The sequence below is a fragment of the Salinisphaera sp. Q1T1-3 genome (assembly GCF_003602005.1).
GTDB lineage: Bacteria > Pseudomonadota > Gammaproteobacteria > Nevskiales > Salinisphaeraceae > Salinisphaera.
Genome location: NZ_QZWD01000014.1, coordinates 40,400 through 66,384 on the forward strand (window position 1 = coordinate 40,400; position 25,985 = coordinate 66,384).

The 25,985-nt window shown below is 65.2% G+C and carries 25 protein-coding genes; 8 read left to right on the forward strand and 17 right to left on the reverse strand.

Annotated elements, in window-relative coordinates; translation table 11 throughout:
• Nucleotides 1-31 precede the first annotated feature (31 nt).
• Complete coding sequence (gene sdhC / locus D3260_RS13040) at nt 32-418, reverse strand: succinate dehydrogenase, cytochrome b556 subunit (RefSeq protein ID WP_120099047.1); 387 nt, start codon at nt 416-418, stop codon at nt 32-34.
• Nucleotides 419-460: 42 nt separating this feature from the next.
• Nucleotides 461-703 carry a DUF1674 domain-containing protein gene (locus D3260_RS13045; RefSeq protein WP_199671502.1) on the reverse strand — a complete coding sequence of 81 codons (243 nt, stop codon included), beginning with the start codon at nt 701-703 and terminating at the stop codon, nt 461-463.
• A gap of 106 nt (nt 704-809) precedes the next feature.
• Here D3260_RS13045 and D3260_RS13050 point away from each other — a divergent pair, with 106 nt between their 5' ends.
• Nucleotides 810-1,697 carry a folate-binding protein YgfZ gene (locus D3260_RS13050; protein WP_120099048.1) on the forward strand — a complete coding sequence of 296 codons (888 nt, stop codon included), beginning with the start codon at nt 810-812 and terminating at the stop codon, nt 1,695-1,697.
• Nucleotides 1,698-1,778: 81 nt separating this feature from the next.
• On the opposite strand, the gene lysS is transcribed toward D3260_RS13050, so the two are convergent.
• Nucleotides 1,779-3,287 (reverse strand): lysine--tRNA ligase, encoded by a 1,509-nt coding sequence (gene lysS / locus D3260_RS13055; RefSeq protein ID WP_120099049.1) that lies wholly within the window; start codon nt 3,285-3,287, stop codon nt 1,779-1,781.
• Between the two features lie 2 nt (nt 3,288-3,289).
• Nucleotides 3,290-4,391 (reverse strand): peptide chain release factor 2 gene (gene prfB, locus D3260_RS13060; protein WP_120099050.1). Its coding sequence is split into 2 segments (ribosomal slippage): nt 3,290-4,315 and nt 4,317-4,391, totalling 1,101 coding nucleotides; the frame shifts between segments, so codons are not numbered across the junction.
• A gap of 197 nt (nt 4,392-4,588) precedes the next feature.
• Here prfB and D3260_RS17680 point away from each other — a divergent pair.
• Nucleotides 4,589-5,776: an OmpA family protein gene (locus D3260_RS17680; protein WP_199671504.1), complete on the forward strand. Its 1,188-nt coding sequence runs from the start codon at nt 4,589-4,591 to the stop codon at nt 5,774-5,776.
• Nucleotides 5,777-6,035: 259 nt separating this feature from the next.
• Complete coding sequence (locus D3260_RS13070) at nt 6,036-6,533, forward strand: DUF6231 family protein (protein WP_120099051.1); 498 nt, start codon at nt 6,036-6,038, stop codon at nt 6,531-6,533.
• Between the two features lie 28 nt (nt 6,534-6,561).
• On the opposite strand, the gene gluQRS is transcribed toward D3260_RS13070, so the two are convergent.
• The 13 genes from gluQRS to chlG form a co-directional block, all read right to left on the reverse strand.
• Nucleotides 6,562-7,458 carry a tRNA glutamyl-Q(34) synthetase GluQRS gene (gene gluQRS / locus D3260_RS13075; RefSeq protein WP_233544073.1) on the reverse strand — a complete coding sequence of 299 codons (897 nt, stop codon included), beginning with the start codon at nt 7,456-7,458 and terminating at the stop codon, nt 6,562-6,564.
• Nucleotides 7,459-7,482: 24 nt separating this feature from the next.
• Nucleotides 7,483-8,316 (reverse strand): c-type cytochrome biogenesis protein CcmI, encoded by an 834-nt coding sequence (gene ccmI, locus D3260_RS13080; RefSeq protein ID WP_120099052.1) that lies wholly within the window; start codon nt 8,314-8,316, stop codon nt 7,483-7,485.
• The gene (locus D3260_RS13085) at nt 8,313-8,819 is read right to left on the reverse strand and encodes a cytochrome c-type biogenesis protein (RefSeq protein ID WP_120099053.1); all 507 of its coding nucleotides are present in this window, start codon (nt 8,817-8,819) and stop codon (nt 8,313-8,315) included. Before D3260_RS13085 ends, ccmI begins: the two co-directional genes overlap by 4 nt.
• 2 nt (nt 8,820-8,821) lie before the next feature.
• A complete protein-coding gene (locus D3260_RS13090) occupies nt 8,822-9,358 on the reverse strand; it encodes a DsbE family thiol:disulfide interchange protein (RefSeq protein ID WP_120099054.1) in 537 nt (178 codons plus the stop codon).
• Nucleotides 9,358-11,346 (reverse strand): heme lyase CcmF/NrfE family subunit, encoded by a 1,989-nt coding sequence (locus tag D3260_RS13095; protein WP_120099055.1) that lies wholly within the window; start codon nt 11,344-11,346, stop codon nt 9,358-9,360. Before D3260_RS13095 ends, D3260_RS13090 begins: the two co-directional genes overlap by 1 nt.
• The gene (gene ccmE / locus D3260_RS13100) at nt 11,343-11,807 is read right to left on the reverse strand and encodes a cytochrome c maturation protein CcmE (RefSeq protein WP_120099056.1); all 465 of its coding nucleotides are present in this window, start codon (nt 11,805-11,807) and stop codon (nt 11,343-11,345) included. The genes D3260_RS13095 and ccmE overlap by 4 nt, the downstream gene beginning before the upstream one ends.
• Nucleotides 11,800-11,967 carry a heme exporter protein CcmD gene (gene ccmD, locus D3260_RS13105; protein ID WP_120099057.1) on the reverse strand — a complete coding sequence of 56 codons (168 nt, stop codon included), beginning with the start codon at nt 11,965-11,967 and terminating at the stop codon, nt 11,800-11,802. Before ccmD ends, ccmE begins: the two co-directional genes overlap by 8 nt.
• Nucleotides 11,960-12,712, reverse strand: a complete 753-nt coding sequence (locus tag D3260_RS13110; RefSeq protein ID WP_120099101.1) for a heme ABC transporter permease — start codon at nt 12,710-12,712, stop codon at nt 11,960-11,962. The genes ccmD and D3260_RS13110 overlap by 8 nt, the downstream gene beginning before the upstream one ends.
• A 159-nt stretch (nt 12,713-12,871) precedes the next feature.
• Nucleotides 12,872-13,540: a heme exporter protein CcmB gene (ccmB, locus tag D3260_RS13115; RefSeq protein ID WP_120099058.1), complete on the reverse strand. Its 669-nt coding sequence runs from the start codon at nt 13,538-13,540 to the stop codon at nt 12,872-12,874.
• A complete protein-coding gene (gene ccmA / locus D3260_RS13120) occupies nt 13,540-14,166 on the reverse strand; it encodes a heme ABC exporter ATP-binding protein CcmA (protein WP_120099059.1) in 627 nt (208 codons plus the stop codon). The genes ccmB and ccmA overlap by 1 nt, the downstream gene beginning before the upstream one ends.
• Entirely contained in the window at nt 14,163-15,353 is a 1,191-nt protein-coding gene (locus tag D3260_RS13125) for a geranylgeranyl diphosphate reductase (RefSeq protein WP_120099060.1), read from the reverse strand. Before D3260_RS13125 ends, ccmA begins: the two co-directional genes overlap by 4 nt.
• Entirely contained in the window at nt 15,350-16,675 is a 1,326-nt protein-coding gene (locus D3260_RS13130; protein WP_199671505.1) for a BCD family MFS transporter, read from the reverse strand. Before D3260_RS13130 ends, D3260_RS13125 begins: the two co-directional genes overlap by 4 nt.
• Nucleotides 16,672-17,544 (reverse strand): chlorophyll synthase ChlG, encoded by an 873-nt coding sequence (chlG, locus tag D3260_RS13135; RefSeq protein ID WP_120099061.1) that lies wholly within the window; start codon nt 17,542-17,544, stop codon nt 16,672-16,674. The genes D3260_RS13130 and chlG overlap by 4 nt, the downstream gene beginning before the upstream one ends.
• Before the next feature lie 472 nt (nt 17,545-18,016).
• Here chlG and bchF point away from each other — a divergent pair, with 472 nt between their 5' ends.
• The 5 genes from bchF to bchL are packed head-to-tail and all read left to right on the forward strand — an operon-like array spanning nt 18,017 to nt 25,983.
• The gene (gene bchF / locus D3260_RS13140) at nt 18,017-18,526 is read left to right on the forward strand and encodes a 2-vinyl bacteriochlorophyllide hydratase (RefSeq protein ID WP_120099103.1); all 510 of its coding nucleotides are present in this window, start codon (nt 18,017-18,019) and stop codon (nt 18,524-18,526) included.
• The gene (locus tag D3260_RS13145) at nt 18,523-19,809 is read left to right on the forward strand and encodes a ferredoxin:protochlorophyllide reductase (ATP-dependent) subunit N (protein WP_120099062.1); all 1,287 of its coding nucleotides are present in this window, start codon (nt 18,523-18,525) and stop codon (nt 19,807-19,809) included. Before bchF ends, D3260_RS13145 begins: the two co-directional genes overlap by 4 nt.
• Complete coding sequence (gene bchB, locus D3260_RS13150; protein ID WP_120099063.1) at nt 19,809-21,365, forward strand: ferredoxin:protochlorophyllide reductase (ATP-dependent) subunit B; 1,557 nt, start codon at nt 19,809-19,811, stop codon at nt 21,363-21,365. Before D3260_RS13145 ends, bchB begins: the two co-directional genes overlap by 1 nt.
• Nucleotides 21,362-25,069: a magnesium chelatase subunit H gene (locus D3260_RS13155; protein ID WP_120099064.1), complete on the forward strand. Its 3,708-nt coding sequence runs from the start codon at nt 21,362-21,364 to the stop codon at nt 25,067-25,069. The genes bchB and D3260_RS13155 overlap by 4 nt, the downstream gene beginning before the upstream one ends.
• Nucleotides 25,066-25,983 carry a ferredoxin:protochlorophyllide reductase (ATP-dependent) iron-sulfur ATP-binding protein gene (gene bchL / locus D3260_RS13160; RefSeq protein WP_120099065.1) on the forward strand — a complete coding sequence of 306 codons (918 nt, stop codon included), beginning with the start codon at nt 25,066-25,068 and terminating at the stop codon, nt 25,981-25,983. Before D3260_RS13155 ends, bchL begins: the two co-directional genes overlap by 4 nt.
• Nucleotides 25,984-25,985 lie beyond the last annotated feature (2 nt).

Here is a 25,985-nt window from a genome sequence, read left to right on the forward strand (position 1 = left end):
TCGATTTACTCCGGAAATACGAAAGACGGGATCAGGCCAGCAGCGCCCAGATCCAGACAAAGATCGTCAGCGCAGCGGCCACGCCGATAGCCACGAAACCGGTGGTGCGCGCCGTCTCGAGATCCAGACCGACGCCAATGTCCCAGACCAGATGCCGAACGCCGTTGCACAGGTGATAGAACAACGCGAACGACCAGAGAAACATCACGAGTTGGCCGAACCAGGAGGCGGCGATCCCGTTGACTGCCGCATACGCATCCGGCCCGTTGGCCGCGCCGATCAGCCAGATGGCAAGAAAGAGCGAGCCTGCGGCCAGCACGATGCCCGAGGCCCTGTGGGCAATCGAGGTCAGCATCGAGATCTGCCAGCGGTAGATCTGCAGATGCGGCGATAACGGTCGGTTCGGCTGACTACTCATGACGGTCCCTGGCGGATAATGACGGATTAAGACGATGGGCGATCAGAAATCGATGCAGCGGCCGTTCTTCTCCCAGTCGCCGTAGCGCACCGGATCGGGGCCCTTGGGGCCGCCGTATTCCTTCGGGCGCTCGGCCGGGTCGAAGCGTTCGGCGTCGTGGCTCGTCTCGGCATCGGATGCATCGGACGGCTCGGACGCACCCGAATCGGGCAGCGCGGCGTCACGAGATGCATCGACATCATGGGCGTCTGTGGGATCGGACGCTTGATGGGGCTCGCTTGGCATGGGCGTACTTTAAACCTCGGGCTCATTTGGTGGCAATAAGCCTGCACGACACACAGGCCCTGACTCTCCGCCTACAATACGCGCAAACTCCAACGCGGATGCAGCCATGGCTTCCACGCCAGCCCATGCGCCCGGCGAACTCGGTATCCTCCATATCGCCGGCCCGGACGCCGCCGAATTCCTGCGCGCACAACTGACTAACGATGTTCTCCGGCTGGGCCCGGACCGTAATTTCCTGGCCGCCTGGTGCGACGCCAAGGGCCGGGCCCAACTGATCGCCCGGGTCATCGCCCTGGCCCAGGATTCGTTCCTCCTGGTCGTGCCCAGCGCGCTGATCGAGGCCGCCCTGCCCAGACTGCGCATGTTCGTCCTGCGCTCTGATGTGCGGGTCACGGATGCCAGCGCGCAATATGCGATCGCCGGCGCGCTCGACGATCCCGAAGCGCCGGAGTGCAACGCCACGATCGTGCGCGACGGTCGCCTGCTCGTCGGGCTGCCGCCGACGCTGGGCCCGGTCACGCGGACCCTGATCCTCGATGAGAACAGCCCGCTCGACGAGCCGGATCTCATCGCCATCACCTCGGATCGCTGGCAGCGCGCCATGATCGATGCCGGCGTGCCCCAGGTGACTCCGGCCACGAAAGACGCGTTCGTGCCCCAGATGCTCAACCTGCACTGGTTGATGGCCATCGATTTCGACAAGGGATGCTATCCGGGCCAGGAAGTCATCGCACGGCTGCATTATCGCGGCCGGCTCGTGCGGCACGTCTTTCGCCTGAGCTTCGACGGGGCCTGCCCGGCCATCGGCAGTCGATTGAGTACGGCCGCTGGCGAAACCGCGGGTACCGTCCTGCAGGCCAGCCCGGCAGCCGAAAACGACGCATCCGGCGTGATGCTGGCGGTCGTGGGCGTCGATCATGCACACACATCGCTGCAGACCGAGCACGGCGGCACGACGGCGATCGCCGAACTGCCCTACGCGACGCCGACGTAAACACCCCGGCCGGGCCGCGCTCCGGAGCGAAACGAGCCAGCCCGCCCGCGGGCCGGCCCGTCGGCCCGAATCAACGGCCGATCAGCCGCTACGCGGGCGCAGCTGCGGGAACAGCAGCACGTCGCGAATGGCGCTGGCGCCGGTCAGCATCATGATCATCCGATCGATGCCGAGCCCGGCGCCGGCCGTCGGCGGCATGCCGTATTCCAGCGCCGTGATGTAGTCGGCGTCGTAGTACATGGCCTCGTCGTCGCCGGCATCCTTGGCCGCGGCCTGATCGCGGAAGCGGGCCGCCTGATCCTCGGCATCGTTGAGCTCGGAGAACCCGTTAGCCACTTCGCGACCGGCCACGAACAGCTCGAAACGCTCGGTCACATCCGGGGCATCGTCGCGACGCCGCGCCAGCGGCGAGACCTCGGCCGGATAATCAGTCACGAAGGTCGGCGCTTCCAGACGATGCTCGACCGTGGCCTCGAAAAGCGCCGTCAGCCAGCGGCCGCGCCCCCAGCTCGACTCGCCCTTGACCCCGGCCGACTCCGCCACGGCCTGCAGGCGCGCCGGATCGTCGAGATCGGCCGCCGACAGATCCGGATTATGACGTTGCACGGCCTGTTTCATCGGCAGGCGCTCGAACGGCTGGTCCAGGTCGATCGCCTGCGCGTTGCAGGCGGCCGCGTGATGAGTGGCCACCAACCGCGACAGCTGGCGCAGCAGACCCTCGATCTCGTCCATCAGATCGTTGTGGTCGGCGTAGGCCTGATAGAACTCGAGCATCGTGAACTCGGGATTGTGTCGCGTGGACAGTCCCTCGTTACGGAAATTCCGGTTGAGTTCGAAGACACGCTCCAGCCCGCCGACGACCAACCGCTTGAGATACAGCTCGGGCGCGATACGCAGGTAGAAATCGTGATCGAGCGCATTGTAATGCGTGACGAACGGCTTGGCCGCTGCGCCGCCGGGGATCGCCTGCAGCATCGGGGTCTCGACCTCGATGAACCCACGCTCCTCGAAGAAACCGCGCAACGCACGAAGAATCGCACTGCGGGCAACGAACACCGCCCGCGAATCCGGGTTCATGATCAGGTCGACATAACGCTGACGATAACGGGCCTCCGTATCGGACAGGCCATGCCATTTCTCGGGCAACGGCCGCAGCGACTTCGTCAAAAGCGCCAGGGATTCCGCCTTGACCGACAACTCGCCCTTGTTGGTTCGGCCGAGAAAGCCGCGCACACCGACCACATCCCCGATATCGAGCTGCTTGAACGTCTTGTAGGCCGCTTCGCCGAGCAGATCGCGTTGCACGAACAGCTGAATGCGGCCGCTGCCATCCTGCAGCGTGGCGAAGCTGAGCTTGCCCATTACGCGCTTGGCCAGCAGCCGACCGGCCACCGCAACCTCATAACGGGTTGCCTCCAGCGCGGCCGCGTCGTCATCGGCATGACGTGTCTGCAATGTCCCGGCCGATGCATCCGGCCGGAAATCGTTGGGGAACGCGTGGCCTTCGGCCCGCCAGGCCGCCAGCTTCTCCTTGCGCTGGGCAATCAACCGATGGGTGTTCTCGCCACCGGCATCATTGGGGTCACTCATGATCACAGACCTTGTTTCAGACTCGCCTCGATGAATTGATCCAGCGCACCGTCGAGCACGCTTTGCGTATTGCCGACTTCCACGCCGGTGCGCAGATCCTTGATCCGCGACTGATCGAGCACATAGGAACGAATCTGGCTGCCCCAGCCGATATCCGACTTGTCGGCCTCGGTCGCCTCGGCTTCGGCGCGACGGCGTGCCATTTCCCGCTCGTAGAGCTTGGACTGCAGCTGTTTCATCGCCTGTGCGCGATTCTTGTGCTGGGATCGATCGTTCTGGCACTGCACGACGATGCCGGTAGGCTCATGCGTGATACGCACCGCCGACTCTGTCCGATTGACGTGCTGGCCCCCGGCCCCGCTGGCCCGATACACATCGACGCGCAGATCCGATGGATCGATTTCGATCTCGACCGTATCGTCGATCTCCGGCGAGACAAAGACGGCTGCAAACGAGGTATGCCGACGCGCGCCCGAGTCGAACGGTGACTTGCGGACCAGGCGATGCACTCCGGTTTCGGTCCGCAACCAGCCATAAGCGTAGTTACCGGTCACGGCGACGGTGGCACTTTTGATGCCCGCGACATCCCCGGCCGAAATTTCCGTGACCTCGGTCTCGAACCCGCGGTGTTCGCACCAGCGCAGATACATGCGCAGCAGCATTTCGGCCCAGTCCTGGGCTTCCGTACCGCCGGAGCCGGCCTGAATGTCGACGAACGCATTGTTCGAATCGGCTTCGCCGGAAAACATGCGCTGAAATTCAAGCGTGCTCAGATGAGACTCGACCTTGTCGAGCTCGCTGTCTATCTCGTTGACGACATCTTCATCGGCCTCATCGACGGCCATTTCGAGCAGCTCGGTGCTATCATCGAGCGTACGCTCTGCCTCATCGATGGGATAGACGATTTCTTCCAGCCGGGCTTTCTCCTGACCGAAGCGCTGGGCCTTGTCGGGATCGTCGACCCAGATCGCACCATCGGCCAGCTCGGCGTCGATTTCGCTTAGTCGGTCCTTCTTCTCAGCATGGTCAAAGATACCCCCGTAAATCGCTCAAACGTTCGCGCAATGCGGTCATACGGGTACGAACGGCGTTTATGTCCATAATAGAACCTGTACGGGGGCTGAATCGGAGGCGGATGATTGCAGGTTAATTTTTTTTTCACAACCTGCGTTCTTCATTGCCAAACTGAGCAAAAGGTCGCATACTCTGCCTGCACGTCACCGGTTTGGGAACTCTGCTTCGCCCCATCGGTGAATGGGACCGCACAATAAACCTAAACCCGTTCAAGGGAGTTTTGAGTTATGCAATTCAAGCAACCGCTTACCGCATGCGTTGCCGGCGCGCTGGGGCTCGCCTTCTCGGCTGGCGCATTCGCAGCCGACGCCACCGGCATCCCCGGTAGTGACCCGAACACCCCGCAGGACAAGCGCTTCTATGTCGCGCCGATGGTCTCCTACGGGTTTTTCCAGAATGACTCCATCGGTCAGGGCAACGACAGCTTCGACCGTCTGCATGTCGACAACGACAGCAGCGTCGGCACCACGCTGGCCGTTGGTAAGCCGATCAACAGCTGGTTGAACCTTGAGCTGTTCGGCTTCTATTTCAACCCGGACCAGAAGCTCAACGGCAACGACGCCGGCGACGCCGACCTGTACGGCTTCGGCCTCGATGCGCTGTTCTTCCCGGCCCGCGACACCTTCCCGGTCTACGGTATCCTGGGCGCCGCCTGGGGCAAGAAGGATCCGGGCTACGGCTCGATCAATGGCAACAACGTCGGCGACGATGCTGACGCCGACTTCCTCGATGCCGGTGTCGGTTACATGTACACCCTCAACGACTACGGTCTGAAGGTGCGCGCCGAGTATCGTTATCGTTACACCACCGTCGACTCCGCCGACGTGCTGGGTGCCGGTTACGAAGACGCCCGCTACAACGACCATATCGTGTCGCTGGGCCTGCAGATCCCGATCGGTGCGCCCCCGCAGGCGCCGGCCCCGGCCCCCGCGCCGACTCCGGCCCAGCCGCAGGATAGCGACGGCGACGGCGTGATCGACGCCAACGACCAGTGCCCGGGTACCCCGCGCGGCACCGAAGTCGATGCCCGTGGCTGCCCGATCGAGAAGAAAGCCCCGATCGTGCTGAAGGGCGTGACCTTCGAGTTCGATTCGTCGAAGCTGACCTCGCAGGCCACCAACCGCCTGGATAACGTGGTCGACGCGCTGAACGCGAGCCCGAACGTCGACTTCCGCGTTGACGGCTACACCGACAGCGTCGGTACCCAGCAGTACAACCTGGGCCTGTCGCAGCGTCGTGTTGACTCGGTCAAGAGCTACCTGATGAACCATGGCATCTCCTCCAGCCGCATCACCGGCACGGAAGGTCATGGCGAGTCGAATCCGGTGGCCACGAACGAGACCGCAGCCGGCCGCGCTCAGAACCGTCGCGTCGAGCTGCACGTGACCAACCAGGGCGACGACAGCGGCATGTAAACCGGCCGACGGTACTGCCGTCTTCGGTTGAAACCGCAAAGGCCCGACTCCTTGAAGGAGTCGGGTCTTTTTTTGTCTGAAGATTGCGCGATACCGTCCGGCAGGCGAACGGCGCCCGCCGGAGACGAGACGCTCTTTTCCTTTATCGCGCCCGTGAGCCATCATCGGCTCGAACGCCGAGAAGGCTGCCTCGGCGTCTCGCGCCCGCACGGGACACGCCGCTGGGCAATGTTGGCCTGTTGTTTTAGTCTATCGGGCTATGCAGCTGCCCCAGGACATCGAGCAAGCGCTTCGCGACATCGTTCTCGCCCGAGAACAGGGCCACCCGCTGATTCTCAAACCGACGTCCACATCCTTTGGCGCCGGTCTTGCCGATCTAGAAGCCGATACCGTCAGTCTGACGCCGACATTCGCCGCACGCGAAGCCGCGTTCCCACGCGATCGGCACGATCTGGCCCTGGTGATCGACGCCCCGGACACGCTCGGACGACAACAGACACACGAGTTGCTCGCACGCTTGCGCAATACCCAGGCCGCCGCTGTCGTGGCGGCATTCGCGCGACCGGAGACGGACAATCCGTCGTGGGGACGGGGCGATTTTCTCGCTCTCGGATTTCGCCAGGCGGCCGCCGCACGGGCCCTGGCCTCGCCCTATTGGCTCTATCGTTACGATATCCAGGATTACAAGCTCACACCGGACTGGCTGAGCTCACGCCACTGGGCGAACCCCGAGCGCTGGGGCAAGGAACGCTGGTAACCCCGGCACGGCCGTCACCGCCCAACCGTCAGACCGCGTTCAGCGACACCGCAGACTTCTGCGGAATACGCTCGACGCACCAATGGGCCAGCGCCCAGTCCAGCAGCCACGACGTGGACCGGGCTTCGGGCGTGACCGGCGGACGATGACCCAGCAGCGCCAGGCCATGCCAGGTCAGTTCACGCTTGCGGCGGCGATCAAGCGCCAGGGCTCCCGTGCTTTTGCCCAGTTTCTCACCCCGATCATCGACAATGATCGGCACATGCAGATAGGCCGTCGTCGGCAGTGCCAGACATTGCTGCAGCCATCGCTGGCGCGGGCTCGAGGTCAACAGATCAACCCCGCGGACGACCTCCGTGATGCCCTGGGCCGCATCATCGACCACGGTGGCCAGCTGGTATGCCGTGATGCCATCGGCACGCCGAATGACGAAATCCCCGACCGCCCGGCCGAGCGATTGCGCCACCGGCCCCTGCACGGCGTCGACCAATCGGATCGATCGATCATCCACGCGACAACGAATCGAGCGCGGCTCACGTCCGGCGGGCAGCCCATCACGGCAGGTGCCGGGATAGATCGGTCCTTCGTCCCCCGGCGGCCCCTGCCTCGCCTCCCGACGTGTACACCCGCAATCGAAGGCGTTCCCCTGACGCTTGAGTTGCGCGATTGCGGCGTCATACGCCGGGCCGCGCCTCGATTGCGACATGATCGGCCCGTCCGGCTTCAGGCCGAAGGCGTACAGTGTCTCGACAATCCGTTCGGCCGACCCGGGCACGACACGCGGCGTATCCAGATCATCGATACGCAGGCGCCATAGCCCGCCACGGGCTTTGGCATGGCAGTAGCTGGCCAGCGCTGCAACCAGGGAGCCGAAATGCAGATCACCCGTTGGCGACGGCGCGTAGCGACCGATGATATCCGTCACGCGGATCGTGATCGCTGTAGTGGCCTACAGAGACGGCACATCGCCCGCCAAGGCGTTGCGCCGCGAACGCACCATGTTTTCGACCTTGGGCGGCAGATCCTGTGCCAGGAGCCGATCCCAGAACCGGACCGCGGCCTTCGGTTTGCCGGCCTCGGAGGCTCGCAAACCGAGAAACCACAGTGCCTGTGGATTGGTCGGATCCTGCACGAGGGCCTGCTGGAACAACTGCCCGACATCGCCCTGCAGGTCCTGACCGGCCGCGAGCCGTGCCTGGGCTTCGGCCACCAGGAGATCGGCGTCCGGCGGCGAGGCAGCGGCATTGATCTGATGCAGCGTCGCGGCCGCTTTCTTGTACTGGCCCCGACTGCGATACGCCTCGGCGAGCATCAGCCGTGCGCCGCGATCGTTCGGGTCCTCGGCGACGCGTGCCTCGAGCTGACCGACCATCTGATCGACGTTGGGCATGCCGCTGTCTTCAAGTGCGCCGGGATTGCCGAGCCACAGATAACCAGCCGACCCGGCCACCACAATCAGTACGGTCGCCAGGCTGCTGGCCAGCCACGGCCGGCCGGCCGCGACCGGCACGGCCCGGCCCGAGACGGACATCTCGGTCGCGGCATCGACATCGGCGAGCAATCGCGCGCCGAGCGCGTCCTTTTCTGCTGCCGCCTCGGCAGCCGATATACGTTCCGCGGCGACGTCGGCGTCGAGTTCGCGGCAGCGTTGGCGATAGACCTCGATATTGGCGGCCCGGCGCCGATCGACGTCCGCCGCCGACTGTGTACGCCACATCGGCACGAGCGCGAAACCGAGACAGACGATGACCATCGCCGTGGCGACGAGCGTAAAAACAATCATCGACGTGCCCTGGAGTTGTGGGTATCGCGCGGCGTGTCGTCCGGCTCGGCCAGCAGTGCAGCCAGCCGATCCCGGTCGAGCGATGTCTCGTCGGCGGCGCTATCGCGGTCGCTGCGTGCCCGACGACGGGTGAGTGAAACGATCAGGCCGAGTCCGATCAGCAGGAGAATGAACGGGCCCAGCCAGAGCAACAGCGTCCCGAATTTGAACGGCGGGTCATAGAGCACCCAGTCCCCGTAGCGGGCCACGAGATAGGCCTTGATCTGGCGATCGGTCCGACCTTCGCGGATCTGACGTGCCACGATCTCGCGTAGATCGGCGGCCAGCGGCGCGTCCGAAGCGGCAATGCTGCGGTTCTGGCAGACGACGCAACGAAACTGAGCCGCCAGCTCGTGATAACGCGCGCTCTGTGCCGGTGTCAGCGCATCATCCGGTGCCGCCGAGCTCACGCCGCTCGCCAGCACCACCAGCAGCAACGTCGCGGCGACGATCGTCCAGCGCATGTTCAACCGCCCTCCGCGCGCAGCTTCTCGATCAACGGAATCAGACGGTCGTTCATGGTCTCGTCCGTCACCGGGCCGACGACCTTGTCGCGAATGATGCCGTGTCGATCCAGCACGAACGTTTCGGGCACCCCGGAGATGCCCCAGTCGATGCCGGTCTGGCCTTTCGCATCGAACGCGATCCGGGCATAGGGGTCCCCGAAACGCCGCAACCAGCGATGCGCCTCGTCACGATCGTCCTTGTAATCCAGTCCGAGTACCGGCACGCCGGTGCGCTGAGACAGCTCGGCGATGACGCTGACCTCGCTCCGACAGGCCACGCACCAGCTCGCCCATACGTTGACCAGCGCAACCCGCCCTTTCATCGCATCGACACCGATCGTGTGTTGCGGGTTGTCGAGCGTCGGCAGATCGAACGGCGGCGCCGGATGCCCGACGAGCACCGAAGGCAACGTGTGCGGATCACGGGTCAGGCCATAACCCAGCACACCCACGAGCGCGATCAACACGATGCCGGGGATGATCACACGCCAGCGCATCAGGTGCCCACCTCATCCAGCGGACCGTGGCCGGGCGATCGGACGGCCTTCGCCGGGTCGGTCTCGCGGGCCCGTCGCCGACGCCAGTACCGCTTGTCCGACAGCGCCAGCAGCCCGCCAAAGGCCGCCAGGAAACCGCCCGCCCAGATCCAGAAGACAAACGGCCGATCGTAGATCCGAACGCTCCATGCCTTGCCGGACAGCGAATCACCGAGCGAGACATACAGATCCCCGAACAGACGATGATCGATGCCGGCCTCGGTCATCTGCTGGCCGCTGTGGTCGTAGGCGCGCTTGGCCGGGGTGACATGCGCCACGGTCTCGCCGTCGCGCCGGATATCGAACTCACCGACACGGGCGGTGTAATTCGGGCCTTTCTCGGCACGAATACCGTTGAAGACAATGCTGTAGCCACCGAAGTCCACCGACTGGCCCGGCACCATACGGGCATCACGCTCACCGCCGTATCCGGAAACCAGACTCACACCGATGACAAAGATCCCGACGCCGATGTGCGCCAGCGCCATGCCGAGAATCTGGCGTGGCAGCTTGATTCGCGTGCCGCGGATGCGCCGCCAGAGCTCTTCGAGCGCGGTGGCGATCGCCCAGCAGCCGAGCACGCAGCCGGCAACGGCGGCCACGACGTGCACGCCGACGGTCAATGCCGGCAGCGCCACGCCCACGACGACGGCCGCGATGGCGGGCAGCCACAGCCGGGATTTCAGCGTTTCGCGACGGGTGCGTTTCCAGGCCATGGCCGCGCCAGCGCCGATGAACAGCACCAGCGGCGCCGTCAGCGGGACGAAAACCTTGTTGAAATACGGCGGGCCGACAGAGATTCGCCCGAAGCCGAGCGCGTCGGCGAAAATCGGATAAAGCGTGCCGATGAGCACGGCCGCGGCAGCCACCACGAGAAACAGGTTGTTCATCAGCAACAGCCCTTCACGCGAGAGTACCGCCACCGGCTCGCTGCCGGATTGGAAGCGCGGCGCCCGTATCGCATAGAGCAGCAGAGAACTGCCAACCACGATCGCGAAGAAGCTGAGAATATAGATGCCGCGGCTTGGATCGGTCGCGAACGCATGCACCGACACCAGCACGCCGGAGCGCACCAGGAACGTACCAAGCAACGAGAGTGCGAATGCCGTGATGGCCAGCAGAACGGTCCAGCTCTGGAAGATACCCCGTTTTTCGGTCACGGCCAGCGAATGGATGAGTGCCGTGCCAACCAGCCAGGGCATGAAGGACGCATTCTCGACCGGATCCCAGAACCACCAGCCGCCCCAGCCGAGCTCGTTGTAAGCCCAGAGACTGCCGAGCGTGATGCCGATCGTCAGGAACACCCAGGCCGCCAGCGTCCAGGGCCGCGTCCAGCGCGTCCAGGCAGCATCGACGCGTCCGGTGATCAGCGCCGTGATGGCGAACGCGAAGGCGACACAGAAGCCGACGTATCCCATGTAGAGCATGGGTGGATGAAACACCAGCCCGGGATCCTGCAACAGCGGGTTCAGATCACGTCCCTGGCCCGGGGCCGGGAACTGACGCGTGAACGGATCCGAGGTGGTCAGCGTGAACAACAAGAAACCGACGCTGACGAGGCCCATGACAGCGAGCACGCCGGAGGCCACTTCGCGCGGCAGGCTGCGACTGGCCAACGCCACGGCCAGCGACCACATCGCCAGCTCCATCATCCAGAGCAATAACGAGCCTTCATGGGCGCCCCAGATCGCCCCCAGCCGATAGAACCAGGGCAGATTCGTGTTTGAATTCTCGGCCACGTAGACGACCGAGAAATCATTGAAGAAGAACGCCCAGCCCAGTGCCACGAACGCCGCGCCGAGCATCAGGAACTGCCCGACAGCGGCCGGCCCGGCCACACGCTGATAGGCAGGGCGCTGACATACGATGCCGTAGATCGGCCAGAGCGACTGCACCAGCGCCATCGCCAGTGCAAGGATCAGGGCCAGATGGCCGAGTTCGGGAATCATCGTGAAGCCTGAAGTCTTGAGGGCATGCAGGACACGCTTGTCTTGGCCTTGAGCGCGCGAGCGGTATCCGAGGACATGTAATTCGAATCGTGCTTGGCCAGGATGCGATCCGCGACGAACGTCCCCTGGGCATCGAGCTTGCCGTAGGCGATCACGCCCTGGCCCTGGCGGAACAGATCGGGCAGCGTGCCGGAATACGTCACGGGCACGCTGGCATCGCAGTCGGCGATGGCGAAATGCACCGTCATGCCGTCGCCGGGACGGGAGACCGAGCCCATCTTGACCAACCCGCCGATGCGGAATCGGGTATTGATCGGCACGGTGCCGGCCGCGATCGCGCTTGGCTCGTGGAAATAAAGCATGTCCTGCTTGAACGCGGTGAGCATCAAGGCCGCGGCCGCGGACAGGCCGAGCAACAGACAACCGACCAGCATCAGACGGCGACGTCGGGTTCTAGTCATCGACGAATTCCCCGTTGCGAATACGCCGTTTCAGGCGCCGATGGGCGACGAGCGGCCGCAGGACGTTGAACACCAGCACCACGGCAGCAATGCCGTAGGCACTCCACACATAGCGGGCGTAGCCGCCCATCGCCAGAAATTCTTGAACCGAATCAGCCATCTTGCACCATCCGCATCACCCAGCGACTACGGCGTTCGCGCCAGAGCAGTTGCACGCGCATGCCCCAGAGCGTGAGCCAGCCGAAGATCAACGTGAAACCCAGCGCCCCCGCGAGCAGCGGCCAGAGCATGTCGGACTCCATGTGCGAGCCGCCCGTGAGCTTGACCGTCGCTCCCTGATGCAATGTGGTCCACCAGACGACGGAATAATGAATGATCGGCACGTTGACGACACCGACGATCGACAGCAGCGCACAGGCCCGGGCCGCGGTCCGGGGCGATTCGATGGCCTGGTGCAGCGCGATCACACCGAGATAGAGAAACAACAGGATCAGCTCGGACGTCAGCCGGGCATCCCAGACCCAGAACGTACCCCAGGTCGGCTTGCCCCAGATGGCGCCGGTGACCAGCGCCAGGAACGTGAACGAGGCACCGATCGGTGCGGCGGCCACGATGAAGATCTCGGCGAGCTTCAGACGCCAGACCAGCGTGATCACACCGGCCACGGCCATCGCCGTGTAACCGAACAACGACAGCCAGGCGCTGGGCACATGGATGTACAGGATACGAAAGACATCGCCCTGCTGGTAATCGGCCGGTACGAGCACGAGGCCCGCGAACACGGCATAGCCGGCCAGTACCAGCCCGGGCACAGCGAGCCAGCGCGCCCATGACCGGCTGACCCCGTAGAAATAAGGCAACGACCCGAAGCGGTGAAACCAGCGCTTGAATGCCGATGTCGCCATGATCAGCGATGACCGCGTGTTGTTGACCGGACGCACGCGATGCCGGCGCTTGATTGACACATGACGGTCCCCGACAGCTGGCCGCACCCATGTTGCACGGCGTTACCCTTTACGACTATTGAATAATACACAAGATGCTGAGTCTCAATTCTTACACCCTCACTCCGACCCGATCCGCAGCGCCGCCGCGATCGCCCACGGCGCCAGCGTGATCGCCAGGACGGCCAGTGCAGCCAGCACATAGAGCGCCCCGGCATAGTTCAGCCCGACGATCGCCGCGCGCATGGCGCCGGCACCGAAGATCAGCACCGGCACATAAAGCGGAAACACGAGCAGGCTCAGCAACAATCCCGCCCGTGGCAGGCTCAGCGTCAGGGCCACACCGATCGCGCCGATCAACGCCAGCACCGGCGTGCCCAGCGCCAGCGCCGCGATCATCGCGCCGAGCGCATGCACCGGCACGCCGAGCAGCAATACGAGAAGCGGTGCCGCCAGCACGTAGACGAAACCGCTGATCAACCAGTAGGCCACGACCTTGGCGAGCGCGATCAACGCCAGCGGTTCCGGCGAAACCAGATACTGCGTGAGCACGCCTTCGTCGTGATCGGCGCGAAACAATCGCTGCAACGACAGCAGGATCGACAACAGCACGCTCATCCAGATCAATGCCGGCGCCACGGCAACCAGAATGGTCTCGTCGGTGTTCGTGCCGAGTGGAAACAGGGCGACGACGAGCACGAAGAACAAGAGATGGTGCACGAGCGTGCCGCGCTGGCGCAGGCTGATCCGCAGATCGCGCGCGAGCACGGCGCCGAATACCCCGCCCATCAGAGAAGCGACACGCCGCGTGTCGTCGGCAGATCGAGCGGTTCGTGTGTCGTATACACGATCGCGCCGCCCTTCGCCGTATGGGCATCCATCCGACGCGCCAGGACGGCGCGTGTATCGGCATCCAGAGCCGCGGCCGGCTCGTCCAGCAACCAGACCGGTGCATCCGTCAGCCAGAGCCTCGCCAGTGAGATCCGGCGCTTCTGCCCGGATGACAGCCGTCCGCAGGGCCGGTGCGCCAAACGGTCGAGACCGAGCGTACTCAACACCTCGCGAATGCGCTGGCTGACCGCTGCGCGACGCTGGCCGGCCACACGCAGCAGTGCGATGAGATTTTCCACCGGGTTGAGGACCGGCGACAGCGCGTTGTCGTAATCGATGAAACAGACGGCATCGAACGGCACCTCCCCCGGCGCGTCCGAGCGCCACCGGATCTCGCCGTCCAGCGGCGGCAGCAGCCCGACGAGCGTGCGCAACAGGGTGGTCTTGCCGACGCCGTTATCGCCAAGCACGCGCACGATCTCGCCGGCGGCCAGATCCAGATTCAGACCCCGAAACAGGGCTCGTTCGCCCCGGCCACAGGCCAGATTCCGGATCTGCAGCAACGCTGGATCGGCTGTCGTCATTTCTGGGAAACCACACCAAGAAGATGCCCCATGTCCTTGAAGAAGATGCGGATATGGGCAAGTGGGCGCGCTCGCACAAGGCGTTTGTGCATATAGGCTTCCCAGGTTAGATGCTGGACATCCGGGTCCCGACAGATATTGACGAACCGCTCGCGTCGCTTGTCGCTGACATACCAGAAACGCTGCATCTGGCCGAGAATCCAGAACACACGGCCGTGCGCGCGCATGAAGCGCTTGCGGGCACGCGCCAGCGCGCGTGACCGCCCGCTTTCGCAATAGGCCATGGCCGCCTCGGCCGCCAGGCGACCGGACAGCATCGCGTAATAGATCCCCTCGCCCGAGGCCGGTGCCACCCCTCCGGCGGCATCGCCGGCCAGCACCACGGCCCGGCCGTCGTCCCAGCGGCGCAGTGTTTTCAACGGAATCGGCGCGCCCTCGCGCCGGATGGTCCGACCGTCGGCGAGTCCGGCCCGGGCGCGCAGATCGGCCACGGCCGAGCGCATGGAAAACCCCTTGACGGCCGTCCCCACGCCGACGCTGGTCTGGCCGCCGTGCGGAAATATCCAGCCATAGAAATCCGGCGAGACACGGCCCTGGTAATAGACATCACATCGCTGACCGTCGAAATCCGGATTCGCGGACGGCGCCGGAGACTCGACGATTTCGTGATAGGCCGCTACGTAGGGGATATCGCGTGCTGCCGGAATCGCCTGGCGGGCAACCTCCGATCGTGCCCCATCCGCGCCGATGACACAGCGTGCGACGATCTCGTCGGCCAGGTCGCGATCGGCGCCCTCCAGGCTCAGCACAACCCGACCATCGTCTTGATAGGCCAGCCGCCGGAACCGTGCCGTACAGCGCGTGGCGCCCGCGCCGGCAGCCCGCTCACGCAGCCATTCATCGAAATGTTCGCGATCGACCATGCCGACATAGCCATCGATGGGCATGTCCACGGCACGCCCGGCGGGCGAAATCATGCGGGCACAGTGCGCGCGCGCCGCCAGCAGGGATTCGGGCAGCTCGAATTCCGTCAGCGCCCGCGGCGGAATAGCGCCGCCGCACGGCTTGATCCGCCCGCCCCGATCGACAATGAGCACCGCATGACCGGCCCGGGCCGCATCCCAGGCGGCCATTGCCCCGGCCGGCCCGCCGCCGATGACGACGATATCGTAGGCTTGCGATGTCATGACGTCTCTCCTGCTGGCCGGGGCACGGCGGCGGACCTGGTCTCCGGCTTTATTCGTAGCATGAGCAGCGCAGCGGCGACGAAAAGCACGGCCTGGGCGATGAAGACGATGGCGTAGGCAGCATAGGGCCGCGCGACCAGATCGCCGAGCGTGTCGACACCGACCGTGCCGAGCAGCCCGCCCAGACCGAACGCCAATGCCTGGGCTGCCCCCCAGAGCCCGACCCGTGTGCCGGCACCGTCCGGCCCGCTCGAGCCGCCGGCCAGCCCCATCATCAGAGCGATGGCCGCGACCGCGAACCCGCCGTTGGCCATGCCGAGCACGAACACGGTCGGCCGCAGCGGCCACGGCGGCCCACTCCACGCCGCCATCGCCAGACCGACCAGCGCCAGTGCCGAGGCACCGCAGCCGGCCACAGCCCAGCCACGCAGCGTGCCCACGCGGGGCAGCCCGATTCCGCTGGCCAAGGCACCGACACTCAGCATGCCGAGCAGTACGCCGCCGTGCTGCAGACCGGTGAGCTGAGTGGTCTGGCCCGGTGACATGCCGAACGCCCGGCCGGCGAACGGCTCGAGTATCAGATCCTGCATGCTGTAGGCCAGCATCGCCACGAACACGAAGACCGTGAACAGACGCGCCCGCGGATCGGCCCACGAGGCCGACAGCGCGCGACGGAAATCGCCCGGGACCGCGGGCTGTCGCGGCGCACCGACATCGGTTCGTGCCTCCACCCCGATCACCGCCAGACCACTCAACGCCCAGCAGACGAGCGAGATCGCGGTGGCCACCAGAAACAGTCGCGGCATCGAGAACGGCTCGAGCAGTGCGCCCGCGACACCGGCCGTCACGATGATGCCGAGGATCATCATCAGCCAGACCACCGCAGCAGCGGCCCCGCGGCGTGCCGGAGCGACCTTGCGTGCCAACAGCGCCAACAGCGAGGTGCCGGCCGCACCGACCCCGCCACCGATCGCTACAAAGGCGATCACAGCCAGGGCGATACCGACCGCGACATGATGGGCCATCAGCCACGTGGCGCCCGCAGCGGCGATCGCGCCGAGCGCCAGCACGGCCATGCCGCCGACGATCCAGCGACTTCGACGCGGGGCACGATCCGATCCGTAGCCGAAGCGCGGCCGAGCGATCTGGACACCATAATGCAGCGCAACCAGTGCACCCGGCAGCACGGCCGGCAGTGCCAGCTCGACCACCATGACGCGATTGAGGGTGGCCGTGGTCAGCACGACGATCGCGCCCAACGCGCTCTGCACCAGACCGAGCCGCACGATTGCCGGCCAGCCCAGACCGGCCTCGGCGTTCAAGACAGACCTCGGATCGCGACGGCCGTGATCATCATGCCGATGACATAGAGCGTGGTCCCCGTCGCGTTATACCAGGGCGCACGTGCCACCGGGTCGGCCATGAAACGTCGCATGAGCCCCCCCTGGGCGATGAGCAATGACGTGATCGCGGCCGCATAACCGGGCAGCTGCCAGGCCAGAAGCAGCCCGATCACCACAAGCTGGGCGCCGGCCATGACCAGACAGGCCAGCCTGGCGGCCCGCCGGATGCCGTAGCGAGCCGGGAGCGAGGCCACGCCCATCTCGCGATCTCCGGCCACGGCCTTGAAATCGTTGAGCGTCATGATGCCGTGCGCGCCGATGCTGTAACACAGGGCCATCCACAGCACGGCCGAGCCGGGAAAACCGGCGCTCATCACGGCAGCCCCGGCAAACCAGGCCAGGCCCTCGTAGGACAGCGCGACGGCAGCGTTGCCATACCAACCGTCGCGCTTGAGCCGCAGCGGCGGCGTACTGTAAGCCCACGACAGAAACAGGCCGACACAGGCCGTACCGAACACCCACGGCCCGAGCGCGGCCGCCAGCAAGAGACTGGCCAGACTGAGCGCGATCGCCAGCAGGCAGGCGAGCCGCGGCGACAGTCGACCCGACGGAATGGGGCGTTCCGGCTGATTGATGGCATCGACGTGACGATCCTGCCAGTCGTTGATGACCTGGCTGCTGGCGCACAGCAACGGCCCCGCCAGTATCACGCCGGCCACGAGCGGCAGCGGATCGGCGATGACCGACATGCCGGAGGACACGACGCCACAGGCATAGGCCCACATCGGCGCGAACCACGTGATCGGCTTCATCAGCTCGATGACGTCGGGGATACGGGGCGTGCTCATCGCGGCAAGTTATGCAGCGCTTCGAGCGGGGTCAACCAGCATGAGCCGTCCCGGCAGCCGGCGTCACCGATCGACGGCTTGCCCGCGTGACCAACGACTCGATGGATGACCGGCCCCGCACGTTTTTCACTTGTCGCCGGCGCCACTCTTGCGGCAGCGCACCGCCCGTCGTGCCGGGCTCGACGGCCGTATCGCCCTGTCGTAGGAGTAAAAAAACGGCGCGATGAGCGCATCCATGAACGATGAGCCTCGTAGCGTATGACCGTTCGTCGGCGACGAAGACCTGGCCCGCTGGAGCCCGCCCCGCCAAGCCGCCATGCGCGTTCGAGCGGCCTACGCTACCCGGCCTTTCGCGCATTGACAGTCCCACGAGGCCGGCCTAGTCTCGAATTGCAGTCAGTCATCCGGCGTTCAGCTCGCGATGCGGCTGTCTTTCGCCGACGCAAGCGGCGAAAGCACGACGCGAGGGAGCATGGGCGCTACGCAAAGCCAATCCACAGCCAACGGTGCCGGCTTGTACACGCCGGCGCAACGCGCACGACGCGATGCCTCCGCGTGGACCCTCGTGCAGGGCGTACTTGCGCCGATCCAGTTCATCGTCTTTCTCGTGAGCCTTGGTCTGGTGCTCTGGTTCGTGCTCACCGGGCACGGACAGTGGCCGGCCGAACTGTCGGTCATCGTCAAGACGCTCGTCCTCTACGCCATCATGATCACAGGCTCGATCTGGGAGAAGATCGTGTTCGATCGATGGCTGTTCGCGCCGGCCTTCTTCTGGGAGGACGTGTTCAGCATGCTGGTCCTGGCCCTGCATACGGCCTATCTGTTCGCACTGTTCGCTGGGCTGTCCGCGCTGCTGTGCATGGCGATCGCCCTGGTCGCCTATGCAAGCTATGTCATCAATGCCGCGCAGTTCGTGCTCAAGCTGCGAGCCGCTCGACGCGAAGAGAGCGCGCGGACTTCATCCATCGGAGCGGCCACATGAGCAGCACGCGTGTCTCCAGCACACCCGTCAGCGGCTGCAACAACGATGCCGTGCTGCGCGAGCGCGGTCAGCACGAAGTCTTCTGCGGCCTGACCGGCATCGTCTGGCTGCATCGCAAGATGCAGGATGCGTTCTTTCTGGTCGTGGGATCGCGCACCTGTGCTCATCTGATCCAGTCCGCGGCCGGCGTGATGATCTTCGCCGAGCCGCGTTTCGCGACCGCGATCCTCGACGAACGCGACCTGGCCGGCATGGCCGATTGCAACGACGAGCTTGATCGCGTGGTCGGCGAAGTCCTGGAACGACGCCCGAACATCTCCACACTGTTTCTCGTCAGTTCCTGTCCGTCGGAGGTCATCAAGCTGGACCTCGAGAACGCTGCCGAACGGCTGTCCGGTCGTTACGCCGGTCGCGTGCGCATCCTCAACTACTCCGGCAGCGGCATCGAGACAACCTTCACCCAGGGCGAGGACAACTGTCTCAAGGCGATGGTCCCCGAGTTGCCGGCCGCATCCGCCGACGCACCGCCCAATCTGATCGTCGCCGGCACGCTCGCCGATGTGGTCGAGGACCAGTTCCATCGCCTGTTCACGGGGCTGGGTATCGACAAGGTGGATTTTCTACCCTCACGACGCGCCGATGACCTGCCGGCAATCGGGGCGAACACGCGCGTTCTGTTGGCGCAGCCGTTTCTTGGAGCCACCGCGCGGGCCCTGATCGGCCGCGGCGCCCGACTACTGGCCGCCCCCTATCCGTTCGGCGCCGAAGGCACGACCGGATGGCTCGCGGCGGCCGCCGAGGCCTGGCAGGTCGATGACGCACTTTTTCGTCAGGTCACCGAGGCGCCTCGTCATCGGGCACAGAAAGCCCTCGCGCCGATGCGCGACGCGCTGGCCGGCCTCACGGTCAGTTTTCTGCCGGACTCGCAGCTCGAGGTGCCGCTGGCACGTTTTCTCCACGCCGAATGCGGCATGCGGCCGATCGAGGTGGGCACCCCCTACCTCGACCGACAGATCCTGGCCGGCGAGATGAACGTACTGCCGGAAGGCGTGCGGCTGTCGGAAGGCCAGCACGTTGACCGACAACTGGATCGCGTGCACGTCGATCGTCCGGATCTCACGGTTTGCGGACTCGGGCTGGCCAACCCACTGGAAGCCGCCGGTCTACGGACCAAGTGGTCGATCGAACTGGTCTTCTCGCCCGTCCACGGCTACGAGCAGGCCGCCGATCTGGCCGAGTTGTTCGTCCGTCCCCTGATACGCAACGAGAGGCTCGCGGTCTGATGCAACTCTCGCTCTGGACTTATGAAGGCCCGCCGCATGTGGGCGCCATGCGTATCGCCACATCCATGCGCGACGTGCATCTGGTGCTGCACGCCCCGCAGGGCGATACCTACGCCGATCTGTTGTTCACGATGATCGAGCGTCGGGATCATCGTCCGCCGGTGACCTACACCACCTTCAAGGAACGCGATCTCGGCGGCGACACCGCCAATCTGGTCACGCGTGCCCTGGCCGATGCCGCCGAACGCTTCAAGCCGCAGGTGTTGCTGGCCGGTGAATCCTGTACCGCCGAGCTGATCCAGGACCAGCCGGGCGCACTGGCTTCCGGCATGGATCTGCCCTGCCCGGTGGTACCGCTCGAACTGCCCGCCTATTCGAAGAAAGAGAACTGGGGGGCGGCCGAAACGTTCTACAAGATGGTACGCGGGCTGCTGACGCCGCACGCACCGGCACCGGGCACCCAGGCCAGCCCCATGCCGGATACGCGTCGCCCGCGGGCGAACGTACTCGGGCCCTCGGCGCTCGGGTTCCGTTGCCGGGACGACATCACCGAGATCGCGCGGCTGCTGTCGCTGATCGGCGTAGATGTCAATCTCGTCGCCCCCGAAGGCGCTTCGCCGGCCGAGCTGCTGCGCATTCCCGAGGCCGATTTCAATATCTGCCTGTACCCGGAAGTCGCCAAGACCACGTGTCGCTGGCTCGAACGAACGTTCAAGCAGCCGACGGTCCATACGGTGCCGATCGGCATCGGCGCCATACGCGACTTCGCACGCGAGATCGGCGAGCTTACCGGTCTGGACGTCAGTCACGTCGTCGACCAGACCCATTCCCGTCTGCCCTGGTATTCGCGTTCGGTCGATTCGACCTATCTGACCGGCAAGCGGGTCTTCGTCTTCGGCGATGCCACCCACGCCATTGCTGCCGCGCGCATCGCGGTCGACGAACTCGGTTTCGAGCTGGTCGGCCTGGGCACCTACAGCCGCGAACTCGCACGCGATGTGCGCGCTGCCGCCAAACAGTACGATCTGGATGCGCTGATCACCGACGACTATCTCGACGTCGAGCGCATGATCGAGGAACTGGCTCCGGAACTGGTTCTCGGCACCCAGATGGAGCGACACATCGCCAAGCGTCGCGGCATCGGTTGCGCGGTGATCTCCGCGCCTTTCCATGTCCAGGATTGTCCGGCCCGGTATTCGCCACAGGTCGGTTTCGAGGGCGCGAACGTCATCTTCGATACCTGGGTGCACCCGCTGGTGATGGGCCTCGAGGAACACCTGCTCGGCATGTTCCGCGACGACTTCGAGTTCCACGACGATGCCACGGCATCGCATCTGGCCGCCGAGGGCGAAACCCGGACCGATGCCGCCACGACGCAACACGCTGCCAACGACGCGCCGCCCTGGCACGCCGATGCCGAAGCCGAACTCAAGAAGATCCCCTTCTTCGTTCGTGGCAAGGCACGTCGCAACACAGAAGCGTATGCTCGAGATCTGGCGTTGAGCGAAATCACGCTCGATACGCTCTACGAGGCCAAGGCCCACTTCAGCCGATGAGTCATACGAGCCGACATCAGCCTGTTTCCGAGCAACCGATCCGGGTCGCGATCGTGACCATGGATCGTCATCTGACGGGTGCCGCCGAGCGTGCCGAGACCGCGCTGCAACAGGATCTGCCCGGTCTGACGCTCAATCTTCACGCCGCCAGCGACTGGGAGCACAACCAGGCCGCGCTGACCGCATGTCGCGAGGATATCGCCCAGGCCGACATCGTGATCGCCTCCATGCTGTTCATGGAGGATCACATCAACCCGGTGCTGGCCGACCTGCAGGCCCGGCGCGATGCCTGCGACGCCATCGTGGGCTGCATGTCGGCCGGGGAAGTGGTAAGGCTGACCCGTCTGGGCCGGCTGAACATGAGTGCCAAGCAGAGTGGCCCACTGGCGCTGATCAAACGCCTCAAGGGCGAGCGCAAGAAGACCGGCAACAGCTCGGGCGCCAAGCAGATGGCGATGCTGCGCCGTCTGCCGCGCATCCTGCGCTACATCCCCGGCACGGCCCAGGATCTGCGTGTCTACTTCCTGACACTGCAATACTGGCTGGCCAGTTCGGACGAGAACCTGGCCGGCATGGTGCGCGTTCTGGTCAATCGCTACGCCGACGGACCGCGGCGCGCAGTCCGTGGCTACGTGACCGCCGAGCCGCCGGCCGAGTATCCGGACGACGGGCTGTACCACCCGCGCCTGACGCACCGCATCACTGAAACGCCGAGTGATCTGCCCGCGCCCGAAGGATGGGCCGCGACCGCGGTCCGGGGCACCGTGGGCCTGCTCGTCATGCGTTCGTATGTACTGGCCAACGACACCGGCCACTACGATGACGTCATCGCATCGCTCGAGGCCCGGGGATATCGCGTGGTGCCCGCCTTCGCCTGCGGTCTGGATGCCACCAACACGATCGAGGCGTTCTTCACCGACGCCGACGGCGAGCCGATCATCGACGCGCTGGTGTCGCTGACCGGCTTCTCGCTCGTCGGTGGCCCGGCCTACAACGACTCCGAAGCCGCCCAGAATCTGCTCGCTCGTCTCGACGTGCCTTACATCGCCGCACACGCGCTGGAGTTCCAGAGCCTGACCCAGTGGCAGGATTCACAACGCGGTCTGATGCCGGTCGAAGCGACAATGAACGTGGCGATTCCGGAAATCGACGGCGCCACCGGTTCGATCGTGTTCGGCGGCCGTCACGACGGCAAGCAGGCCATGAGCGGCCATCCCGAGCGTATCGAACGGCTGACCGCGCGCGTCGACCGGCTCATCGCGCTGCGCCAACGTCCGGTCGCCGAGCGTCGGGTGGCGATCACGCTGTTCGGCTTTCCGCCGAATGCCGGCAACGTCGGAACCGCTGCTTTCCTGTCGGTATGGGCCTCGCTGCATGCCACTCTGGGTTCACTGGCCGAGGCCGGTTACGACGTCGTCGTGCCGGAATCCGTCGATGCGCTGCGCGAGGCCGTTATCCAGGGCAATGCGGCCACCCACGGCACCACGGCCAACGTGCACGACTGGATCACGGTCGACGACCACATCAGCCGCGAGACGCATCTGGCCGAGATCGAGGCAGCCTGGGGCGCTGCCCCCGGCCGCCATAACAGCGACGGACGACAGATTCAGATTCTGGGGGCGCGATTCGGCAACGCCTTCATCGGCGTCCAGCCCGCCTTCGGCTACGAAGGCGATCCGATGCGGCTGCTGTTCGAGCAGGGCTTTGCGCCCACGCATGCCTTCTCTGCCTTCTATCGCTGGCTGCGCGAGGACTTCGGCGCCGATGCCGTACTCCATTTCGGGACCCACGGCGCACTGGAATTCATGCCCGGTAAGCAGGCCGGCCTGACGGGTGCCTGTTGGCCGGATCGTCTCATCGGCGACCTGCCCAACGTCTATCTTTACGCTGCCAACAACCCTTCCGAGGGGACGCTGGCCAAACGCCGCGCGGCGGCGACGCTGATCAGCTACATGACGCCGCCGCTCGCCCAGGCCGGGCTGTATCGCGAGCTGATCGATCTCAAGGACAGCGTGTCGCGATGGCGTGCCTGCGGCCCGGACGACGTCGCCGAGGCAACACGCCTGGCCGAACTGATCCAGAGCCAAGCCGCCGCCCTGGACCTGACGGCGGCCGAGCCGGCCTGGGCCGAGCCCGGCGCGCCGATCGCACGTCTGACCGAACAGCTGCGCGAACTCGAAGGCACCTATATTCCGGACGGTCTGCACGTGCTGGGCCAGGCACCGGAAACAGCGCGCCGGGGCGAGCTGCTGCGTGCCATCGCCGACGCCAGTTACGACATCGATCTCGATGGCGATACGGTCGATGCCCTGCTCGCCGGCGTGCCGCTGTCCGAACATAACGCGCCGGTACTGTCGCCGTCCCAGCGTGAGGAACTGACCGCGCGGGCCGCCGCCCTGGCCGATAACGGCGAAACCGCCGCGCTTCTGCGAGCGCTGGAAGGCCGTTTCACCCGACCGGTCGCCGGTGGCGACCTGGTGCGTACGCCCGGCGTGTTGCCGACCGGGCGCAACGTTCACGGCTTCGATCCCTTCCGCCTGCCCAGCGCCTTCGCCGTGGCCGACGGCAAACGTCAGGCCGAGCTTCTGCTCGCACGCCATATGGCCGACGGCCACGGCATGCCGGCCTCCATCGCGCTGGTGCTCTGGGGGACCGACAATCTCAAGAGCGAGGGCACGCCGATCGGCCAGGCCCTGGCACTGCTCGGCGCGCGTCCGCGCCACGACTCGTTCGGCCGGGTCGCCGGAGCCGAGCTGATTTCACTGGCCGAGCTGGGGCGTCCGCGGGTCGATGTCGTGCTCACGCTGTCGGGCATCTTCCGCGATCTGTTGCCGCTGGCCACCCGAATGCTGGCCGAGGCGGCCTGGCTGGCGGCCACGGCCGCGGATGAGTCGCCCGAGGACAATCCGATCCGGGCACACGCCCTGGCCTATCAGGCCGAACACGATTGCGATCTCGAAACCGCCGCACTGCGCGTGTTCTCGAACGCCGATGGCGCCTACGGTGCCAACGTGAATCTGTTGCTGGACAGCTCGGCCTGGTCGGATGAGGATGAACTCGCCGAAACCTATTGTCAGCGCAAGTGTTTCGCCTACGGGCGCAAGGGCGAGCCGGTCAAGCAGCCCGACCTGCTCGCCGCGGCTCTCTCGCACGTCGACCTGACCTACCAGAATCTCGAGTCGGTCGAACTCGGCGTCACTTCGATCAGCCATTACGTGGATAGCCTCGGCGGGATCGGGCGCTCGGTCGCACGCGCCAGTGGCAGCCAGAAGCCCTGCTACATCGGCGATCAGACACGCGCCAACAACACGGTCCGTTCATTGAGCGAGCAGATCGCGCTCGAGACCCGAACGCGCGTTCTCAACCCGAAGTGGCAGGAAGGTCTTCTGGCGCACGGCTACGAAGGCGTCCGCCAGATCGAGGAACACGTGACGCACACCATGGGCTGGTCGGCGACCAATGCCGCCGTCGACCCGTGGGTATACCGTCGCATCAGCGAGACCTATCTTCTGGACGAGACGATGCGCAATCGACTCGCCGAACTCAATCCGACCGCGTCGGCCCGGATGGCCAATCGCCTGCTCGAAGCGCAGGAACGCCAGTACTGGAACCCCGACGACGACATGCTCGATGCGCTTCGCGCAGCCGGCGACGAACTCGAGGACCGGCTCGAAGGCATCCATCCCGAGGCAGAGACCGCATGAGTAACACCACCAAGGTCCCGATTTCCTCGATCGGCCGAAAGAATCCGCGCGAGGACGGCGAAGGCAGCGTTCAGGTCAGCATGGACCCGAGTGTTTCCATCGACGGCGCCAAGGTCTTTGCCGTCTACGGCAAGGGCGGCATCGGCAAATCCACCGTATCCTCCAATCTGTCCGCGGCCTTCTCGCGCATGGGCAAGCGCGTGCTGCAGATCGGCTGCGATCCGAAACACGATTCGACGTTCACCCTCACCCAGACGCTCGTCCCGACGGTCATCGACATCCTGGAATCGGTCGACTTCCACCAGGAAGAGCTCGGCCCCGAGGATTTCGTCTACGAGGGGTACAACGGCGTGATGTGCGTCGAGGCCGGCGGCCCGCCCGCCGGCACCGGCTGTGGCGGCTATGTCGTCGGTCAGACCGTCAAGCTGCTCAAGGAACACCATCTGCTTGAGGACACCGATGTGGTGATCTTCGATGTGCTCGGCGATGTCGTCTGTGGCGGTTTCGCCGCACCGCTCCAGCATGCCCATCGTGCGCTGTGCGTCACCGCGAACGATTTCGACTCCATCTTCGCGATGAATCGGATCGTGGCGGCCATCCAGGCCAAGAGCAAGAATTACAAGGTTCGCATGGGCGGCGTGATCGCCAACCGGTCGACCGACGTCGATCAGATCCAGCGCTTCAATGACTCGGTCGGGCTCGACATTCTGGCGCATATCCCGGATCTCGACGTGATCCGTCAGTCGCGCCTGAAGAAGTGCACCCTGTTCGCGCTCGATGACGACAGCCCCGAGGTCGAAGCCGTACGTCAGGAGTACATGGCACTGGCCCAGCGTCTCTGGGACGGCACCGATCCGCTGATCGCCGAGCCGATGAAGGATCGTGCGATCTTCGATCTGCTGGGCTTCGACTGAGC

Coding starts and splice junctions, on each gene's coding strand:
- ccmE (WP_120099056.1), bottom strand. CDS start 11,807: ATGACTAGAACCCGACGTCGCCGTCTGATGCTGGTCGGTTGTCTGTTG.
- D3260_RS13045 (WP_199671502.1), bottom strand. CDS start 703: ATGCCAAGCGAGCCCCATCAAGCGTCCGATCCCACAGACGCCCATGAT.
- D3260_RS13145 (WP_120099062.1), top strand. CDS start 18,523: ATGAGCAGCACGCGTGTCTCCAGCACACCCGTCAGCGGCTGCAACAAC.
- bchF (WP_120099103.1), top strand. CDS start 18,017: ATGGGCGCTACGCAAAGCCAATCCACAGCCAACGGTGCCGGCTTGTAC.
- ccmD (WP_120099057.1), bottom strand. CDS start 11,967: ATGGCTGATTCGGTTCAAGAATTTCTGGCGATGGGCGGCTACGCCCGC.
- lysS (WP_120099049.1), bottom strand. CDS start 3,287: ATGAGTGACCCCAATGATGCCGGTGGCGAGAACACCCATCGGTTGATT.
- sdhC (WP_120099047.1), bottom strand. CDS start 418: ATGAGTAGTCAGCCGAACCGACCGTTATCGCCGCATCTGCAGATCTAC.
- D3260_RS13070 (WP_120099051.1), top strand. CDS start 6,036: ATGCAGCTGCCCCAGGACATCGAGCAAGCGCTTCGCGACATCGTTCTC.
- bchB (WP_120099063.1), top strand. CDS start 19,809: ATGCAACTCTCGCTCTGGACTTATGAAGGCCCGCCGCATGTGGGCGCC.
- D3260_RS13050 (WP_120099048.1), top strand. CDS start 810: ATGGCTTCCACGCCAGCCCATGCGCCCGGCGAACTCGGTATCCTCCAT.
- chlG (WP_120099061.1), bottom strand. CDS start 17,544: ATGAGCACGCCCCGTATCCCCGACGTCATCGAGCTGATGAAGCCGATC.
- D3260_RS13110 (WP_120099101.1), bottom strand. CDS start 12,712: ATGGCGACATCGGCATTCAAGCGCTGGTTTCACCGCTTCGGGTCGTTG.
- D3260_RS13085 (WP_120099053.1), bottom strand. CDS start 8,819: ATGCGCTGGACGATCGTCGCCGCGACGTTGCTGCTGGTGGTGCTGGCG.
- D3260_RS17680 (WP_199671504.1), top strand. CDS start 4,589: ATGCAATTCAAGCAACCGCTTACCGCATGCGTTGCCGGCGCGCTGGGG.
- D3260_RS13090 (WP_120099054.1), bottom strand. CDS start 9,358: ATGCGCTGGCGTGTGATCATCCCCGGCATCGTGTTGATCGCGCTCGTG.
- ccmA (WP_120099059.1), bottom strand. CDS start 14,166: ATGACGACAGCCGATCCAGCGTTGCTGCAGATCCGGAATCTGGCCTGT.
- ccmI (WP_120099052.1), bottom strand. CDS start 8,316: ATGATTGTTTTTACGCTCGTCGCCACGGCGATGGTCATCGTCTGTCTC.
- ccmB (WP_120099058.1), bottom strand. CDS start 13,540: ATGGGCGGGGTATTCGGCGCCGTGCTCGCGCGCGATCTGCGGATCAGC.
- D3260_RS13155 (WP_120099064.1), top strand. CDS start 21,362: ATGAGTCATACGAGCCGACATCAGCCTGTTTCCGAGCAACCGATCCGG.
- bchL (WP_120099065.1), top strand. CDS start 25,066: ATGAGTAACACCACCAAGGTCCCGATTTCCTCGATCGGCCGAAAGAAT.
- D3260_RS13125 (WP_120099060.1), bottom strand. CDS start 15,353: ATGACATCGCAAGCCTACGATATCGTCGTCATCGGCGGCGGGCCGGCC.
- D3260_RS13095 (WP_120099055.1), bottom strand. CDS start 11,346: ATGATTCCCGAACTCGGCCATCTGGCCCTGATCCTTGCACTGGCGATG.